Annotated in this window: 14 protein-coding genes and 1 rRNA gene; 11 read left to right on the top strand and 4 right to left on the bottom strand. The window is 31.8% G+C overall.

Annotation, left to right across the window (positions count from 1 at the left end; translation table 11 throughout):
* The first annotated feature begins 89 nt into the window (after positions 1 to 89).
* Entirely contained in the window at positions 90 to 1,307 is a 1,218-nt protein-coding gene (locus CLORY_RS20070) for a methyl-accepting chemotaxis protein (RefSeq protein ID WP_079427881.1), read from the top strand.
* A 72-nt stretch (positions 1,308 to 1,379) separates the two neighbouring features.
* Here CLORY_RS20070 and CLORY_RS20065 read toward each other — a convergent pair whose 3' ends face one another.
* From CLORY_RS20065 to CLORY_RS20055, 3 genes are all read right to left on the bottom strand, one after another.
* Entirely contained in the window at positions 1,380 to 2,528 is a 1,149-nt protein-coding gene (locus CLORY_RS20065; RefSeq protein WP_079427879.1) for a methyl-accepting chemotaxis protein, read from the bottom strand.
* Between the two features lie 176 nt (positions 2,529 to 2,704).
* Positions 2,705 to 3,025 (bottom strand): helix-turn-helix domain-containing protein, encoded by a 321-nt coding sequence (locus CLORY_RS20060; RefSeq protein WP_079427877.1) that lies wholly within the window; start codon positions 3,023 to 3,025, stop codon positions 2,705 to 2,707.
* A gap of 121 nt (positions 3,026 to 3,146) precedes the next feature.
* Positions 3,147 to 4,340, bottom strand: a complete 1,194-nt coding sequence (locus CLORY_RS20055) for a hypothetical protein (protein WP_079427875.1) — start codon at positions 4,338 to 4,340, stop codon at positions 3,147 to 3,149.
* 392 nt (positions 4,341 to 4,732) lie between these two features.
* On the opposite strand from CLORY_RS20055, the gene CLORY_RS20050 reads away from it, so the two are divergent.
* The 9 genes from CLORY_RS20050 (at position 4,733) to CLORY_RS20010 (ending at position 17,261) form a co-directional block, all read left to right on the top strand.
* The gene (locus CLORY_RS20050; protein ID WP_079427873.1) at positions 4,733 to 6,964 is read left to right on the top strand and encodes a HelD family protein; all 2,232 of its coding nucleotides are present in this window, start codon (positions 4,733 to 4,735) and stop codon (positions 6,962 to 6,964) included.
* Between the two features lie 364 nt (positions 6,965 to 7,328).
* The gene (locus CLORY_RS20045) at positions 7,329 to 8,252 is read left to right on the top strand and encodes an AraC family transcriptional regulator (protein ID WP_079427871.1); all 924 of its coding nucleotides are present in this window, start codon (positions 7,329 to 7,331) and stop codon (positions 8,250 to 8,252) included.
* Positions 8,253 to 8,376: 124 nt separating this feature from the next.
* Positions 8,377 to 10,377 (top strand): glycoside hydrolase family 31 protein, encoded by a 2,001-nt coding sequence (locus CLORY_RS20040; protein ID WP_079427869.1) that lies wholly within the window; start codon positions 8,377 to 8,379, stop codon positions 10,375 to 10,377.
* A gap of 209 nt (positions 10,378 to 10,586) precedes the next feature.
* Positions 10,587 to 11,879, top strand: a complete 1,293-nt coding sequence (murA, locus tag CLORY_RS20035) for a UDP-N-acetylglucosamine 1-carboxyvinyltransferase (protein WP_079427867.1) — start codon at positions 10,587 to 10,589, stop codon at positions 11,877 to 11,879.
* 301 nt (positions 11,880 to 12,180) lie between these two features.
* Positions 12,181 to 12,888, top strand: coding sequence for an ABC transporter ATP-binding protein (locus CLORY_RS20030; protein ID WP_079427865.1), 708 nt, complete (start codon positions 12,181 to 12,183; stop codon positions 12,886 to 12,888).
* Between the two features lie 81 nt (positions 12,889 to 12,969).
* Positions 12,970 to 13,725 (top strand): ABC-2 transporter permease, encoded by a 756-nt coding sequence (locus tag CLORY_RS20025; protein WP_139376106.1) that lies wholly within the window; start codon positions 12,970 to 12,972, stop codon positions 13,723 to 13,725.
* A 46-nt stretch (positions 13,726 to 13,771) separates the two neighbouring features.
* Positions 13,772 to 14,461: a response regulator transcription factor gene (locus tag CLORY_RS20020; protein ID WP_079427883.1), complete on the top strand. Its 690-nt coding sequence runs from the start codon at positions 13,772 to 13,774 to the stop codon at positions 14,459 to 14,461.
* 5 nt (positions 14,462 to 14,466) lie between these two features.
* Positions 14,467 to 15,945 (top strand): HAMP domain-containing sensor histidine kinase, encoded by a 1,479-nt coding sequence (locus CLORY_RS20015; RefSeq protein WP_079427861.1) that lies wholly within the window; start codon positions 14,467 to 14,469, stop codon positions 15,943 to 15,945.
* A 101-nt stretch (positions 15,946 to 16,046) separates the two neighbouring features.
* Positions 16,047 to 17,261, top strand: a complete 1,215-nt coding sequence (locus CLORY_RS20010; RefSeq protein ID WP_079427859.1) for an AI-2E family transporter — start codon at positions 16,047 to 16,049, stop codon at positions 17,259 to 17,261.
* 51 nt (positions 17,262 to 17,312) lie between these two features.
* Here CLORY_RS20010 and CLORY_RS23430 read toward each other — a convergent pair whose 3' ends face one another.
* The gene (locus tag CLORY_RS23430) at positions 17,313 to 17,489 is read right to left on the bottom strand and encodes a hypothetical protein (protein ID WP_169911695.1); all 177 of its coding nucleotides are present in this window, start codon (positions 17,487 to 17,489) and stop codon (positions 17,313 to 17,315) included.
* A 595-nt stretch (positions 17,490 to 18,084) separates the two neighbouring features.
* Between CLORY_RS23430 and CLORY_RS20000 the strand changes: the two genes are divergently transcribed.
* A 16S ribosomal RNA gene (locus CLORY_RS20000) occupies positions 18,085 to 18,215 on the top strand; the annotation flags it as partial.

Below are 18,215 nucleotides of genomic sequence, written 5' to 3'. Positions count from 1 at the left end.
TAATCATAGTTCAAAAAAATCTTTGAACATAGTATATCGTATATTTTCAATAATAGTGCTTGTATATATGATGATGGAGGGATAATAATATGTTGTTTAAATCAAAAGCTGAAAATCAAAGTAATATTCTTAAAGATTTAGAAACAGAAGTAGAACAAATACTGTTTGGTATAAAAAATGGAAATTTAAAGGCAAGAGGAAATACGCAAAATATAGTATTAAAAAAAATCATTGGCAACATAAACAGTATGCTTGATTTAGTAGAAAACTCCAGCAGCCGTAAGGTTGTAAAAGTTACAGATACAAAGACAGAAGCTAGTGAGGCATTTGAAAAGGAAAAAGAACAACTGAAAAAGAAAAATGAAGAGCTTCAAAGAGAAAATAAAAAGTTAACCGCTACGCTGCAAATAGGAAGTAAAATGGCTAAAATGGGATTATGGCATATGGATGTTATTTCTGAGGACCCAGTTAATCCGGAAAATGTATTTATTTGGTCAGATGAATTTAGAAACTTATTAGGGTATATTGACGAATCTGATTTCCCTAATAAATTGAATAGTTGGTCAGACAAGCTTCATCCGGATGACTTGGAGAAAACTGTAAATGCATTTAAGAAACATATAACTGATTATTTTGGAAAGACACCGTACAACTTGGATTATAGATTAAAGTGTAAAAATGGAGAATATAGATGGTTTCATGCTGAAGGCGTGACAACCAGAGATGACAACGGGAAACCAATTACTGTTCTAGGTTCAATAATAGACATTAATGAGATGATGGGCAGGAAACAAATGAGTGTTGAATTGTCTCAAAAGATTAAAGAGTTCAATGAAGGAATAAGTGAAATGGTTAAAAGTGTAGACAGTATAGCTAACACTGCTCAGGAATTAGCAACATCTCAAGAGAATACAATGAGGACTTCTGAGCAGATGAAAGCAAGTACTAGTGAAACGCAAAGAATTACTGAATTTCTAAAGGATATAGCAAATGAAACTAATTTACTTGGATTAAATGCATCTATTGAGGCTGCTAGAAGCGGTAAAGAAGGTGCAGGTTTCAGCGTAGTAGCAACAGAGATACGTAAATTATCATTAAATAGTTCCGATGCAGTGGAAAAAATAGAGGATAGTATTAATAATATGAATGGTTCCATTGAAAAAATAGTGGGAAATATAGAAAGTGTAAACACCATAATTCAAACACAAGCATCAACTACTGAAGAAGTAAATGCTTCAATTGAAGAACTCAGTGCCAGCTCAGATGAACTATTTAGGATTGCAAGTGCAATTATTGAGAATAAATAGAAATGTAGAAAATTCATATCAGCACAAATTTTATACTGATATGAATTTTTTATGTTTAATAATTAATTCAAATTATAGACTGTTGGCTATTTCAGCAAGTTTTTCAGAGGAAGAATTAATTTCTTCAATGCTAGATGCTATTTCTTGAGTTGATGCTGCTTGTTCTTGGGTAGTGGATAAGGAATGTTCACTTTCCTTAATAATCTCATTTACCTTGTACTTTATATGATTTGTTAATTGTTGAATTTTAGGAACTGTACTTTTTGACTGATCAGATAATTTCCTTATTTCTTTCGCCACAACACCAAAGCCCTTACCGCTTTCCCCAGCTCTGGCGGCTTCAATAGAGGCGTTAAGTCCGAGCATCTTTGTTTGGTTAGCTAACTGTTCTATAAATGAACTTATATTGTTTATTTCATCTGACAGAACAGATATATCGTTAATGCTATTATTAAGGAGCTGCTGATTTTCGTATATTGTTGAAGAGGAAGAGGCTAATTCTTCTATTGTAGCAGAAATAGATGCAAGACTGTTTTCAAGCGTTTCTGACATATTATGAAGATCTAATTCGTTTTTTTTAGGACGAATAATATTCATACTTCCCACAACTTTATTTGATTCATTATCAATCAAAGGATACGCTAATAATCTTACCGGACAGCCATATTCTGATGAATCGATATCTGCTCGTTGAATTTTTGCAGTATGTAAAGCTTTGTATGCTATACTGCTTTTATTTATTTCTGAACCAACTTTTATAGTAGATATATCAAATTTATTAGATGATTGAATTTTAGTTATTTTAGTGCCATCAGATAATGATATAAAGGCACCGCTAGGAAACATTTCTGCAATCATTGGTGCTATTTCTGTAAAAGCACCTTCAATGTGGTGAATTTTCGGAAGTATAATAACGAAAGCTCTGCAGCAATGTTCATTTTTATCTAAGATTGGTATTGCAGTCACTTTCATTGTTATACCATAAACTGAAGAAGGAATATCGCTATGTGTTATCTTTTTTTGATTAATTGCATCCAAAATTGAACTACTATCATCAACTTTGGTTCCTATAGCTAGCTTGTAGCTATCAAAATGGCTAGAAGAAATCTGCCAAACTATTGAGTCATATTCCACTATTGCAAACATTACTCCATCACACATCAATTCTACTTGAACTTCAGCTAAAGCTTTTAGATTGTCTAATCCGTCTAAAAAAATCATTTTATTACCTCTTTTCATAAGCATAGAATTAAAAAAATCATCAAATAGTTAAATACATCCATAGTTTTCTATAATTAGTACAATTAATCCTTTTCATTATATGAAAATATAGTAAACGATTTTTGTCGATATTGACAAACCTATTAGTACTTTTGCTAAGACAAACCAATCCGTTATTAGAGACTAGTTATTTCATCAATTATCAGAGACAAGTGCATCTGTAATCGTATCAGAGGATTATCAAAATCATCCTCCATAAGTCCACGAATTTTGTTTAATCTATATTTTATAGTATTACGATGAAGAAACATGTGTTCAGCAGTAGCACCTATGGATTGATTATTATTAAAGAAGTGCCTAAGTGTATTTAAATATTCAGTTTTTTCATTCTTGTCCATGGCTTTAAGCAAGGCTAAATTTGGATTTTCTATTTTTTCTGAAGGCTGGCATTTATATAATTCAAGTATGGTGTCATATATTGCTATCTCGTTATACAAATAAAGATTCTTTTCTGGCAGTCTTTTTTTAGAAAATTAATAATTTCTCCAGTTTTTTTTGCTTGTTTATAGCTTTCATTTATTTTCAATAAAGAATCCACGGTATTTCCAAAACAACCTATTAATTTTTTTCTTTCATGATTGCTTCAAGATTATAATAAGCCGTTTTATATAAATTTTTTCTGTTTTTGAAGCTTATCAGAAAATAAGCTCTTTTAGTATTATTGGTATGTACACATAGAGGAAAAATATCTTTCAATATAGTAGATATCAGTTTCAGGCTGTTATCAGTCAATTTAGATCCGGACAGATGCTTAATCTCTAAAACACTAAAATAATTATTTAAATTCCAGCCTAACGCTTCACAGTGGATAGATGCCAGCCCTTCATTCGGCATGCGTCCTAATAGCAATTCTTTCGTTAAGTTCTCACTTAACATTTCGGCTGCTTTAGATACCATATCTTCTTTTGAGAATTTTATAGCTATGGCTTTGCTAATTATTTTTAGTATTTGTAAGTCGTTTGGAGAGATTTTTTTACTGCTTTCAAGTAAAGCTACATATCCCCTGGATTTATCACGAACTTTTATTGGAAATAAGGCTTTTCTAGCATTGGAAGAGAATTTTACATTGTCAATAAATAACGGTTCATTACTTTTATCTAATCTTAGCCAGAAATCATTATAGCCTATTATTTTCAATAGGGAAGGAGAACAGTACTTGTCATCGATTAACGTTTTCCATATAGGATCATGAATTTCGAAAGATGAGGTATGTGCTACAATCCTATGGTATTTGTCTAGTATTATTAATGGATTTTTTAAGATTTTATATGCTGTTGAAACGATTGCTTCTATTTCAACATCTTTTGAAAGCAGATCCATTAAATTTATACATTCATTCACTAAAGAGTTCTGAAAATACTCAAAAGAATCGTTTTTATATTTGATTAATTCAGAGTAAAAATAATTAGAATCTAATCGCGAAGCTATATGTATAATCGTTGAGATATCGTTTTCTTTATGAAGTTTATTCAGCATTTCTGATAGATTTGTATCCATACTAGTACTAATTACAATTAGAATGCCTGAATATATTATTTTTTTATTACAATTTAGCAAATGAGACATATCTGAGCTATCTAATATTGTTATATGGCTATTTACATAATCTCCGCCATAATTTGAGTCGGCTATAAAAATATAATCGTTTATTCCTATTCCTATTGAAGAAAAAGTTATCTCACTGAGATTGTTGCTGTTTAGAATTGTGTATTCAAATTTATGCTTGGACAAAAAATCATTTAAATTTACCATTTCAAAATCTGCTCCTTAACTTAAATATTTAGTAATGTGATAAATTTAAAACATATCAGAATAGTACAGATATAAATATATCATAATAAGTGGAAAAATTGTATAACAAAAATGTAATTTGAAAAATGGTTTGATTGATTGAAAACAAAAGCCTTGATATGAAAACACATATCAAGGCTTTTTATTTAGAATATAACAGTCCAATTATATAATTTACAAGCGCAAAACTAAATGGTACAATTAATGTCTATACAAAATTAAAAAACACACCATAATATCATATTTTACATAATTATTTTAGCATAGTTTTAACCGCAGTGTCAAGCTTTTTTTAAAATTAATTAAGAGTATCTTTTTATGGAAAAATATTCTATTTAAAGGAGAGTGTCAATATGAGCAATTTCATTAAAAATCAGCAGGAAGAAAATATGTATCTTAGCGAAACTTTAAAAGCTATAGAAAAGGAACTTATTAAAGAAACTGAAAATTTACAGCATAAAAATAAGAGCCTTATAAGTTCACGCAAGGAGATGTGGGAAGCAGGAGTTCATTTTTCTGATGACGTAGATAGAATACCTGAACTTTTAAATTACCTTTCTGAAGTAAGCAGAGAAAGTAGAACCTATGATAGTGTTGTTAAAAATGTGGAAAAATATACCAGAATGATTAACACACCTTATTTTGCAAGGATTGACTTTAAGGAAGAAAATTACGATTCAGAAAAAATATATATAGGCATGCATAGTTTAATAGATTCAGACACAAAAGATATATATATATATGATTGGAGAGCACCGATTTCAAGCATGTTTTACAGATGTGAACTTGGAAATGGGAGTTATATATCACCTCAGGGAATTATAGAAGGCAATATTACGTTGAAAAGGCAATATAAAATTGAAAAATCAGTGCTGAAATTTTTCTTTGACAGCAGCGTAAAAATAGATGATGAAATTTTGCAACAAGTACTTAGCAGAAATGCTTCACCTAAAATGAGAAATATAGTTGAAACAATACAAAAAGAACAGGACATGATAATTAGGGATACAGATAATGAACTGCTTATTGTTCAAGGCGTTGCCGGCAGTGGGAAAACTTCAATAGCACTGCATAGAATTGCATTTTTACTTTATGAGGGTTTAAGCTCAAGATTACAAGCAAACAATGTGATTATAATATCACCAAATGATACTTTTAGCAGGTATATCGAAGGCGTACTTCCGGAACTTGGAGAGGATAATGTTGAAAATCTGACATTCGATAAAATAATTAGAAAACATATTTGCTGCGGATATCTTACTGAAAGCAGGTCAGAGCAGCTGGAAAGACTTGTTACAGCTCAGGAAAAGGATGATTTTGCTGTACTGGATTCATCAATTAAATTTAAAGGGTCTGTAGAATTCGTTAACATATTAAATAGATTGGTAAGATATTGTGAAAAACACTTAATAGATTTTCAAGACATATATTATGATAAAAAAATTATATATACAAGACAGGAACTCAGAAATTTTTTCTTGGATAATAAAATAAATTTGCCTATAGCTAAAAGGCTTAATAGAATAGAAAACATGATTTTAAATAAGATACATGCTCTAAGAAAAGAAAGACTTCAAAAGATTGAAGAAGTAGTAGAAAAGTGTGATAATCATAGATTGGAAATAAAGGCTTTTGCTAGGCTTATGGCCATAAAGGAAAGCGATAATTTTATTAACTATCTAAAAAAATTTACAGTGGTCAATTATGTGAAACTATATTACAAGATGTTCAGTAATAAAAAGCTTTTCTTAATGCTTGCCAGAGGACTGCAATTGCCAAGAAATATAGAGGATATACTTGAAGCTACAGAAATAAATTTTTTAAAAAATAAAATCAATTACGAAGATTGTGCTGCGCTGCTGTATATTAAGTTTAAATTGGAAGGCAGTGATAATTTCTCACAAATTAAGCAAGTAGTAATAGATGAGGCTCAGGATTACTATCCTCTCCAATATGAGGTGTTTAAACTTCTATTTAAGGAAGCTAGGTATACAGTGCTTGGAGATTATAACCAAAGTTTGGAAAGGCAAGGTAATGCTAATTTATATAATGATATAGAGAGGATTTTTGGTAAGAAGAAATCGATAAAATTATTTATGAAAAAGAGCTTTAGAAGTTCATATGAAATTAATCGTTTTTCAAAGAAACTTCTGGATGGTAAAGAAGAGATAATATCTTTTGACAGGCACGAAGAAGAACCTAAAATTATATCGGCAAAAGATATTTACAATATGGATCGATTAATATCTGAAGATATTGATGAACTATATAAAAAGGGATATGAGACAATTGGAGTTATATGCAAAACAAGAAGCGCTGCATTGGAGGCAGAGCATCGATTAAAGGAACTTGTGAGCGTGAAAATTCTTGATAAATCAGAAGATGAAATAAAAAAAGGAGTATTAGTTGTGCCGTCATATTTAGCTAAAGGTTTGGAATTTGATGCAGTTATTGTATACAATGCATCAAATCGTAAATATAAAAGCGAAATTGATAGAAGACTTTTTTATGTAGCGTGCACTAGAGCTTTGCATCAGCTGCATGTTTACTACGTAGGGGAAAAAAACAAATTCCTTAGTATATAATGGTATCAAATAACAATATTATGTATAAAAATCACATTGAAGATATTTCTTGATGTGATTTTTTACTCTTTAGGAAATGTTCATGAAAGCGTGCTTTCACCAAGTAGAATGAAAAAGTAATCTTCTTTTTCGTAGGAAATTCGTATTACAAGTGCTTAATGAACGAATCAGTATCCGTAGTGCTACAACATATTAATTATAGAAAAGATATATTGAAGAAAAAAAAGAGTAATGCTTATTCTATCTGGAATTCATAGCTATGATTTGAAATAAAACTATTCGTTGATATTTTAGCCTGTTTGCTTTAGAATAATCTCATAAATAATGATTAGACAAATGTACAAAATCAGAGGCGGTATGAGAAATGAATAGAAATAGCAATGAAGAATGTATGCAGCAAACAGGCATTCCCAAGAATTTAAAAGAAAATATTCCGCATGGTGACATGCTATTTCACATGAGCGTTCATCATACTGTAGTTTCTGAAAAGCAGGATATAATTCTTTATTGCCACTGGCATGAAGAATTGGAAATACTTTTTATTACAAGAGGTGCTGCCCAATTTCATGTTAATGGAGAAATTTACGAAATTTCTGAAGGAGAAATTGTTTTTATCAGTCCCAATGAAGTACATACTGCATATCGTGTAAATAATGATGATGTTGAATTTTATGCTGTCCTTATTCATTCTGATTTTGTTAACAGTATGATTAATGATATTGTTCAACAGAAATACATACAGCCTCTGTTTTTAAGCAAAAACGATTTTCCGGTTCTCATAAATAAAACAATAGAGAAAAAACTATTAATACTACCTATTTTGTATGATATAAAGAATGCCTATTTTGAACATAAATTTGGCTATGAGTTATTAATTAAATTTAAAATTTATGAGTTATTATATAAAGTAATATGTTATGGAAAACAAGAAAAACGGGATTGGAAACCTACAAAGTCATATAAGACAGAGAGAATAAAAAATGTCGTCCTATATATTCAAAAGAATTATAAGTATAAAATCACATTAATTGATTTGGCATCTTCGGTTAATATGAGCGCTGGAGCTTTCTGCAGATTCTTTAAACAATATATAAATATGACCCCCATTGAATACTTGAACAGTTTTCGTATAACTAAGGCTACTTATTTGCTTCAGACTACTGATAAAAAACTTATAGATATAGCTCTTGATACAGGATTCAGTAATATAAATTACTTTACAGATGTGTTTAAAAAAGTGTTGTATTGCACGCCCACGGAATATAGAAACAGGCTGAATCGTAAATAGGTGAAAATAACAGGACAAGATGTTAATATACATAGAGAGAAAATCCTTTATTATTAATAAAATTGATGTATAGGTAAGTGTAAACCTTTATATCAATTTTATTTATGTAGAAAAGAGGGATTTGATGGGAATATTCAGTAAAAATCAGAATGCATTAGTATGGCAGTGTAATGGAGAAACTTTAAGAGTAGAGCCTTGGGGAAAAAATAGTATAAGGGTAAGAGCTGTAGTAATGGGAGAAATATTAGATACAGATTTTGCTCTACTGTCTCCTGAAAAATGCGATTCGAAAATAGCAATATATGAAGATGAAGCAGTAATAGAAAATGGAAAAATAAAAGTTGTACTACAGACGGAAGGATGGGAGAAAAATCGCTGTCGTCTAATGTTTTACAATAATAAGGATAAACTATTAATAAAAGAAATAGGTATTAATGGTTCATTAAATCTATATGCACGAAAATTCAAACCTATAATAGGAGGCGATTATAGGTTAACTGCAGGCTTTGAAGCTGATCCTGAAGAAAAACTTTACGGCATGGGGCAGTATCAACAGGAAATTATTAACATCAAGGGCTGTAACCTAGAACTAGCACACCGCAATGCTCAAGCTAGTGTACCATTTGTACTTTCAAGCGAGGGCTATGGATTTTTATGGCATAACCCAGCAATAGGCAGAGTTAGTTTTGGAAAAAATACTACCGAATGGTATGCAGAAAGCACAAAACAATTAGATTATTGGATTACTGCAGGAGATACACCTGCAGAAATTGAAGAAGCATATGCTGATGCAACTGGTAAAGTTCCTATGATGCCGGAATATGGGTTAGGGTTTTGGCAATGCAAGTTGAGATATTGGAATCAGGAGCAGCTTTTAAAGGTAGCTAGGGAATATAAAAGAAGAAACATACCGATAGATGTAATAGTATGTGATTTCTTTCATTGGCCCAAGATGGGTGATTTTCGCTTTGAAGAAGAGTTCTTTCCAGATCCGAAAGCTATGGTAGATGAATTAAAAGAAATGGGTATAGAATTGATGGTTTCTGTTTGGCCGCAAATTGACCTTGAAAGTGAAAATTTTCAGGAGATGCGAGATAAGGGATTGTTGGTAAAAACTGAAATGGGTGTTTATGTATGCATGAGATTTGGAGGAGACAGTGTATTTTATGATGCTACTAATCCAGCTGCCAGAAAGTACGTGTGGGAAAAGTGCAAAAAAAATTACTATGATTATGGTATCAAAATTTTCTGGTTGGATGAGGCGGAACCTGAATATGGTGTGTACGATTTCGATAATTATCGCTATCATATAGGGCCGAATGTTCAGATAGGGAATATATACCCGCAAATGTATTCTAGAACTTTTTATGATGGAATGACACAGCAGTGTCAGGAAAACGTGGTAAACCTAGTTCGCTGTGCTTGGGCAGGAAGTCAGAGATATGGTGCTTTAGTGTGGTCAGGTGATATCCACTGTGACTATGAAGTATTTAGAAGACAAATATGTGCTGGATTACATATGGGTATAGCTGGTATTCCGTGGTGGACAACAGATATTGGTGGTTTTGCTGGTGGAAATCCTGAAGATGAAAACTTTAGAAAACTCTTAGTACGTTGGTTTCAATGGGGAACTTTCTGTCCTGTTATGAGGCTTCATGGAGATAGATATCCAAGTCAGCAGATTTATAAAAAAGACGGTAGTAAGGCACTTTTTAGTGGAAGCGACAATGAGGTATGGAGTTTTGGTGATGAAGTCTATGAGATACTTGTAAAGTATATTAACCTAAGAGAAAAACTCCGTCCATATACAAGAAAACTTATGAAACAAGCTCATGAAAAAGGAACTCCAGTAATGCGAACTATGTTTTATGAATTTCCTCAGGATAAAGCTTGCTGGGATTTAAAAGATCAATATATGTATGGTAACGATATTTTAGTTGCACCAATCGTATATGAAGAAGCTTACAGCCGAGAAGTTTATCTTCCATCGGGGGCAGAATGGACTAGTATGAATGATGGAAGGGTATTTAAAGGTGGTCAAACTATAACTGTAGAAGCACCGGTTGATATTATACCTATTTTTCTTAAAAACGGCACTCATAAGGAACTGGTTAATTTTATATAACAATTTTTATGATAAAGAACCACGCTGCAAAAATAGCGTGGTTTTATCGTATATATTCAAAAATTATTATCTCATTACTAATAGGATACTTCTTGGGAAAATATACGTATATTATATTGACATAAAAGCTAAATTAGCTCATTATAATATTATTGCTACTATGCAATGTTTTAATTTAAAAAATAATTGGCAAGAGGTTGATATAGATTATGAGATGGATTGAAATAAAGGGGATGCATTCAGTAAATGGTACTATTGATGTGCCAGGATCAAAAAATAGCAGTCTTGCGCTTTTGGCGGCATGCTGCTTGACAGAAGAGCAAGTAATACTTGAAAACGTCCCTGATATATCTGATATAGAAGTTATACAAAGTATTGGTAAAGATATAGGATTGGAAATTATAAGAAGAAATGAAAATGTGATTATTGATCCCAGTAATATAATGTGCGCAGTTATTGATCCTGAAAAAAGTTCTTTATATAGAGCTTCATATTATTTTATTGGAGCTTTACTTGCAAAATTTAAAAAGGTAACAATAGGCTATCCTGGGGGAGATAATTTTGGCAGAAGACCTATAGATCAGCATATAAAAGCATTCGAAGCTTTAGGGGCAAAGGTTACGTTTTATAATGATTATTATGAGGTGGCAGCTGAGAAGCTTATAGGCAAAAATATTTATTTTGATGTCATTACTAGTGGAGCCACAATAAATGCTATACTTGCTGCGGTTTTAGCTGAAGGAAGAACCACAATATTAAATGCTGCAAGAGATCCAGAAATAGTTGATCTTGCGATTATGCTGAGTGAGATGGGCGCTAAAATTAAAGGCGCTGGTACTGAAACAATAACTATTGACGGTGTTGATAAGCTTGAAGGATGTACTCACAAGGTTATACCAGATAGACTGATAGCCGGCAGCTTTATTATTGCTGCAGGAGCTACTAGAGGCAACATTACTGTTAACAATGTCACACCGGAACATTTGGTGTCTTGTACTGAGAAGCTTAAAGAGGCTGGGGTTACTATTGAAGCTGGTGACAGCTATATTAATGCATATGCAGCAGGAGATATTCATGGTGTCAATGTAAAAGCAACGATGTATCCAGGATTTGCTACAGATTTGCAGCAGCCTTTGACATCAATGCTATTAACAGCTGATAGTCATAGTACTTTGATTGATAAAGTATATCCCAATAGGTTTGGACATTGTTTACAATTAAATCGAATGGGAGCCAATATTATTCTAAAGGATGGCAGTGCCACAATTCCAGCAAGAAGAAAAATAGTTGGAAATTGGGTCCATGCAACTGATATAAGAGCTGGAATGAGTTTAATTATAGCAGGCTTAATAGCTGAGGGTGTTACTCGTATAACAGGTGTTGAACATATAAAAAGAGGGTATTCTGACGCCATTGAATGTTTCAAAAGTCTAGGCGCAGATATTAAACTGTGCGAAGATGCTGAGAAACAAGATACTTTTGAGAATTTTATAAATTCTTAGAAAAATGAACATATATTAAGGTTTTGGTTTTAACCAGTAGGAGGCTTATATGGTTTTTGTAAATCGGTATAGGTACTCCTTATTTGTTTTGCAAATTAACAAGCAAAAAGTGAAAGAAGCTATACATAAAATAATGTTTGTAAATATATAGAGCTTGCAATGGGGAAGCGATCACAGGAGGCATCTTGTAGCCTACGAAGATCACTTCCCCATATTTAAGGTTATTTTAAGGTTAAGACCATTTTCGATAAAGCTTATCCATATATAATATTTGCATAAGTAATAGAAAGGATATGAATATATGGATACAATTTTAACTGTAAAACAACTTAAAAAATCATATGGAAAAATTAGCGTACTTCAAGATGTTTCATTTGAACTGAAGCGGGGAAGAATACTTGGACTACTTGGCAGAAATGGTGCTGGAAAGACTACACTGCTAAAAAGTATTTTAGGCCTTAACTGTAATTATGATGGCAATATAATATTTGAAGGCAAACTGTTGACCCCAGAAGATGAGATAATGAAAAGCAAAATAGGTTCATTAGTGGAGGTAAATTTTTTTGAAGATTTAACTGCTTATGATAATTTGAAGCTATCTATGATGATCACTAGGGGCTTTAATATGAATGAGGCAAAAAGTACAATAGAAAAACTTTTAGAATTTGTAGACCTTAAGAATGTTAAAAAAAAGAAGGTTAAGACATTCTCGTTCGGTATGAAACAGCGTTTAGCATTGGCTCAAGCGTTTATTATAGAACCTGATCTCTTAATACTTGATGAACCTTTTGTTGGATTAGATCCTATAGGAATAGAAGATACAAAAGAGATACTTAAAAGATTGTGCAAAGAAAATAATACATCTATCATATTTTCTAGCCACCAGATGGAAGAAGTGAAGGATTTAGCTCAAGATATAATAGTATTAAGTGAAGGAAGGATTAAGTACTCGGACAGTTATGAAAATATTAAAAAATGCAGCATCTCGCTATTGGATCTCATGAGATAATGCTAGTTCAAAGAATAGATGATGAAAGGAAGTTAAGTTATTATGAGACTATTTCAAATATATAAAATGGAGTTATACAAAATGATAAAAAGGAAAACATGTTGGATTTTATTGATTCCCAGTATTTTAGCTTTCATTGTAAGTTTTGCAGTAAGGTCCGGTGCTGTTAAAATTTCAGCTGATACTGCTGTAAAAAATCAGATGTTGTCCTGTATGGATTATACCGTGTTTATCTGGGAGTTCCTATCAGAGTTAGGTATAATGGGGATACTATTTATCCTTGTAGCTTCGTCTCAGTTTTCATCAGAATTGGAGCGAGGTCAAATTAAAATGTTGCTGCTGCGTGTAGGCAAAAGAAGTCAGATTGTATGGGGTAAATTTATCGCTATAATAACAACTTTTATGATTTCAATCTTCACACTAATGGTAGTTACATCAACCTCATATTATATTTTTATTGCAGACTCAAAATTTGGAAATGGTAAATTTGCATTAAAAGCTTATGGAATTACAGCAAGAGAGATTGTTCTATCAATTTTGTGTGCTATTGTAACCTTTGCATTTCTTACAGCTCTCACTTATTGCTTAGGATGTAGATTTAATATGATGATGACCTTTGTTATTGCGCTTATTGCGATGTATGCCGGAAAGTATATGGCTGGATTAAAAACATTGAAATTCATGAAATATACCTCTTTCTATATGGAAAATGAATTTTTATTGTCAAAACACATTTCAAGTTCGCAATCTTTAATTTTTGGTATTACTTCAATTATACTAATTACTGCATTAATAAAAGTGAGTGTAGTCTTATTTCATAATGCTGATGTAAAATGATATAATATGGACAAGATATATTTTTATGGTGAAGGGAAGGAATGCTGTGAGTTATCGTATTCTTATAGCTGATGATGAACAAGAAATAATTAATTTTTTAAGTCTCTATTTGGAAAAGGATGGATACGAAATTCTTTCGGCATCAAATGGCAAGTCAGCTCTGGAACTTATAAATACACAGCAAGTTGACTTAGCTATAATTGATATTATGATGCCATATATTAATGGACATGAGTTAATTAAGATAGTTCGGCAGAATAATAATATTCCAATTGTTATCCTATCAGCAAGAACAGCAAGTGCGGATAAAGTTTTAGGACTTGGTATAGGTGCTGATGATTATATAACAAAACCATTTGATCCTCTTGAAGTAGCTGCAAGAGTGGATGCGAACATAAGACGATTCTATAAGCTTAATGCTAAAGAAGTAAAAGAAAAAATTATGTTGAGCCTAAGAGATTTAATACTAGATCTAAATCAGTGTATTTTAATAAAAAAAGGTGAAGAGATAGCATTGTCCTCTATTGAATTTAAGATATTGAAACTGCTTATGGAAACTCCAGGAAGAGTTTTTACAAAAAAACAGATTTATGAAGCCGCCTGGGAAGATAATTATATTGTAGATGACAATAACATTATGGTTTATATGAGTAGAATAAGAGAAAAAATTGGTGAAAGAGAGGGCGAAGCATATATTAAAACAATTCGAGGATTGGGCTATAAGATGCTTCCATAATTAGGATGAACAGAAAGAAAACTTTAGGCTGGTTTCTTATTAAAAACTATATTATGTTTTCATTCGTGTTAATAGTTATTGTTACAGTAATCTACAATCTTGTTTTCTCATTTGCAAGATCCATAAATAATCAAATACTGAATAAGGCTATCTTTGCAGAGAATATAGTCCGTTCTGACTATAAAAATATAGATATTAACAATCTTAAGGATATATCTGGATGGATAGAAATATTAGACAGGAACAATAAAGTAATATATACAAAGGGAAAGGTACTTGAGAAAAAAAGTTATTATACTAGAGATGAGTTATTGCAGCAATCAATATTTTCAAAAGAATCAATAGACGATTCTATTCATGTACTTGGTTTCTATATTGGCAATGCAACATATGATCAAAAAAAGAGATATGTTGCATCATATAAGTCATTTGTTGGCGATAATGGTGAGAAATATGTATGTATTGTAAAGATTCCAGTGGAAAAAATCAAATTTAATTATATTCTTTATAATGCTACTGGGGATACTTTTGAAATAGGGGTAACATATATTATAATTATTTTGCTCAGCATTACTATAGTTTTTCTTGCATGTGTATACTGGTACAGCAGGAACATACAGAAGCATATTACGAAACCTAATAAAACTTTAGTAGAATGTCTAAAGACAATAACTTCCGGCAATTATGCAAAAAGATTAAATTTAAATGCTGAGTATGAATACAGAGAAATTGAGGATTCATTTAACTTTATGGCCGCTGAGCTTGGTGAAGCAAGCAAACAGAGACACAAATATGAGCAGGAACGCCAACAAATGTTAAGCAGCATAGTACATGACTTGAAAACTCCTATTACAAGTATACGAGGATATGCTAAAGCGTTACTGGAGGGTATGGTGAAGGAACCTAAAAAGCATCAGGAATATTTAACGACGATTTATAGTAAAACTGAGCATATGAATAAACTGGCAGAGCTGCTTTCAACTTATGCTAAAATGGATAGCAGCTCCTATAAATTAAAGCTAGAGAAAGTTGATTTTGCTGAATTTGTCAGAAAAATAATAGCAGATTGCTTTGATGAGTTAGAGAAAAAGAATATTAATTTAGAAGTCCATATTCCAGAACAAGTTATTGAATTATCAATAGATAAAGTAGAAATGAAACGTGCCATTGAAAACTTAATAACAAATGCGGCTAAGCATAATCCTGAGAATACTACTGTGAAAATATGTTTATATAAAAATGACAAAAGCTATGTAGCCCTAGAAATAATAGATAACGGGACTGCAATACCTGAATCACTGGCGCAAAAAATGTTTGAACCATTTATATGTGGTGATGAATCAAGGACTACTAAAAATGGAAGTGGTCTTGGCCTAAGCATATGTAAAAAGATTGCCGAAAAGCATAATGGTAAAATTGAATACGAATATTCAGTTGATGGGTGGAAGTGTTTTCGAATCATATTAAAAAGTACTATTCAATAGAGGCAGGGAATATGAATTAAATTGATTACCACGCTATATTTCTATATAATTAATGTTAGTTAAGTCGTAGAAGTGGCTATTGAAACATTAGGAGGAGTTTGATGTTTGAAAAATTTAAATCACATATAAATAAGAAGTATACTACTATATCAGTTTACGTTATTATTACAGTAGCAATCATTTTTGCATTGGGATTTGCTACCACTAGAATAGGAATCATATTTAAAACTGCTACAGATGTATTGTTCTATCTTCTAAAAATATTTACGCCAGTGTTCATAGGTGTGGTAATTGCGTATATTATAGATCCTATGGTAAATTTTACGGAAAAGTTGTATTCAAAAAGTAAGATTATTAGGTTTAAAAATCAAAAAAAATATAGATCCCTTGCTGTTTTTTCATGTATCATAGGAACAATAACTCTTATATTTGTTCTTGTAGGTTTGTTTATATTTAGTATTACTAAAGAGATTGCTAATATAAAGCTGGACCAAGCTATAGCGTTGATTACTAATTATATAAACAGTTTTTCAGACTCGTTGTCTAGCTTTGAAGGTAAGTTAGCTGATTTAAACATAGTTAAATCTAATGCTATTGACCAATACATCTCACAATTGTCTACCTCTTTGATTAATGGATTAAAAGACTTTACTAATAACTTAGCTGGTAGTACTAAGCATATATCTTCATATGCTTCCAATATTGTTTTTGGGTTGATAATAGGCATTTATTTACTTCTAGATAAAGAAGATTTTAAAGAGTATTGTGATAAATTTTCAAGAGCACTATTTACAGACAAAATGCAAAATAGAATTAAGAATTTCTGGGAAGATTTTAATAGAATATTTTCTGGGTATATAAGAGGACAGTTACTTGATTCGCTATTTATGTGTATAGTTCTCAGTATTTGTTTAACTATCATAGGAATAAAATTTGGTATGCTGATAGGAGTACTGGCAGGACTTTGTAATTTGATACCATATTTTGGGCCTATTGTTGCTTTTGTTGGTACCATATTGTTTGGAATGCTAAATGGGCAATACACTCAGGTCATTATAGCAATAGTTGTTTTACTTATTGTTCAGCAGATAGATGGAAATATAATTGGACCTAAGCTTCTTGGAAAGAGTGTGTCACTTAAACCAATATTTATTTTAGTGGCAGTACTTATTGGATCTCAAATTGCTGGGGTTTTGGGCATGGTGTTAGCTGTACCTGTTGCTGGAATAATAAAGCTTTTTATAAAAAGACATATAGATGAGCGGTTAAGGAAAAAGGAAGCAGCTGAACATGAGGCAGCTGTTTCTAAAGAATAGTAGCATGGACTCTATGCTGAAATTTTTTAAAAGGGACTGTCCACTAAGAGATTAGTGGGCAGCTTCTTTTGGGCACTTTTTAGCAATTGAAGATGTTGTGCTGCCGTGAATAAATGGCAAGTTAAGGCTTTGCAATTTACTTTGCAGAAGCTTAAGCGAATTAGCATCATCAAGCAATAATTCGGAAGTCATAGCTGGAAGCAAATATTTCCAAATTAAATTTAACAATCTGCGCCTCTGTCCTGTTACCTTCTGAAGAATAGCAGATAGCATATAAGTAGCTGACGTATTATATATAAAGTGGGTACCTAGTTCATGAAAGAAACGTATTTGAAACTTTGCCTAGTGTATCAATAGGAGAAAAAGAAAGAAATAAGCCGAATTAATTATTTTACTGAGGATAAATTTTGATGAACAGCTTTTTATAGCTAACCATATACTATCTATGTGATATTATATAAAAGCTGTCTGACAGAGAAGTTCAATTCATGGGGAACTGTAAACAGCAAAGTTTTGAAAAAGAATTTCAAAAAATATGTTGACACAAGAAAATGAACGTGTTAATATATGAAAGCTGTCCGAAAACGAAGTAAAAAAACTTCGAAAAATGTCTTGACATTAAGAAATGGACATGCTAAGATGTAAAAGTCGCTTAACGACAGGTTGGTTAATACAATATGAGAATTAGCGATATTTAGTTCATAATTAAATGAACTTATGGTCTTTGAAAATTGAACAGAGAAAAAGGTAAAATAAACCGGCAATTCTGAGAGATCTCGAAAGAGATACTTGAGATAAAGTAAGTAAGAGCAAGACAAACTTTTAATTTGAGAGTTTGATCCTGGCTCAGGACGAACGCTGGCGGCGTGCCTAACACATGCAAGTCGAGCGAGAGACTTCGGTCTCTAGCGGCGGACGGGTGAGTAACACGTGGGTAACCTGCCTCATAGAGGG

The sequence above is a fragment of the Clostridium oryzae genome (assembly GCF_002029235.1).
In the GTDB taxonomy this organism is placed as follows: Bacteria; Bacillota; Clostridia; order Clostridiales; family Clostridiaceae; genus Clostridium_AE; species Clostridium_AE oryzae.
Note: the sequence above shows the minus strand (reverse complement) of the source record. Positions and strands in the feature narration are given on the sequence as shown.

Excerpts from the sequence above, each read along its gene's own strand:
- CLORY_RS20070 (WP_079427881.1), top strand. The coding sequence starts at position 90 with ATGTTGTTTAAATCAAAAGCTGAAAATCAAAGTAATATTCTTAAAGAT.
- CLORY_RS20065 (WP_079427879.1), bottom strand. The coding sequence starts at position 2,528 with ATGATTTTTTTAGACGGATTAGACAATCTAAAAGCTTTAGCTGAAGTT.
- CLORY_RS20055 (WP_079427875.1), bottom strand. The coding sequence starts at position 4,340 with ATGGTAAATTTAAATGATTTTTTGTCCAAGCATAAATTTGAATACACA.
- CLORY_RS20050 (WP_079427873.1), top strand. The coding sequence starts at position 4,733 with ATGAGCAATTTCATTAAAAATCAGCAGGAAGAAAATATGTATCTTAGC.
- CLORY_RS20045 (WP_079427871.1), top strand. The coding sequence starts at position 7,329 with ATGAATAGAAATAGCAATGAAGAATGTATGCAGCAAACAGGCATTCCC.
- CLORY_RS20040 (WP_079427869.1), top strand. The coding sequence starts at position 8,377 with ATGGGAATATTCAGTAAAAATCAGAATGCATTAGTATGGCAGTGTAAT.
- murA (WP_079427867.1), top strand. The coding sequence starts at position 10,587 with ATGAGATGGATTGAAATAAAGGGGATGCATTCAGTAAATGGTACTATT.
- CLORY_RS20030 (WP_079427865.1), top strand. The coding sequence starts at position 12,181 with ATGGATACAATTTTAACTGTAAAACAACTTAAAAAATCATATGGAAAA.
- CLORY_RS20025 (WP_139376106.1), top strand. The coding sequence starts at position 12,970 with ATGATAAAAAGGAAAACATGTTGGATTTTATTGATTCCCAGTATTTTA.
- CLORY_RS20015 (WP_079427861.1), top strand. The coding sequence starts at position 14,467 with ATGAACAGAAAGAAAACTTTAGGCTGGTTTCTTATTAAAAACTATATT.
- CLORY_RS20010 (WP_079427859.1), top strand. The coding sequence starts at position 16,047 with ATGTTTGAAAAATTTAAATCACATATAAATAAGAAGTATACTACTATA.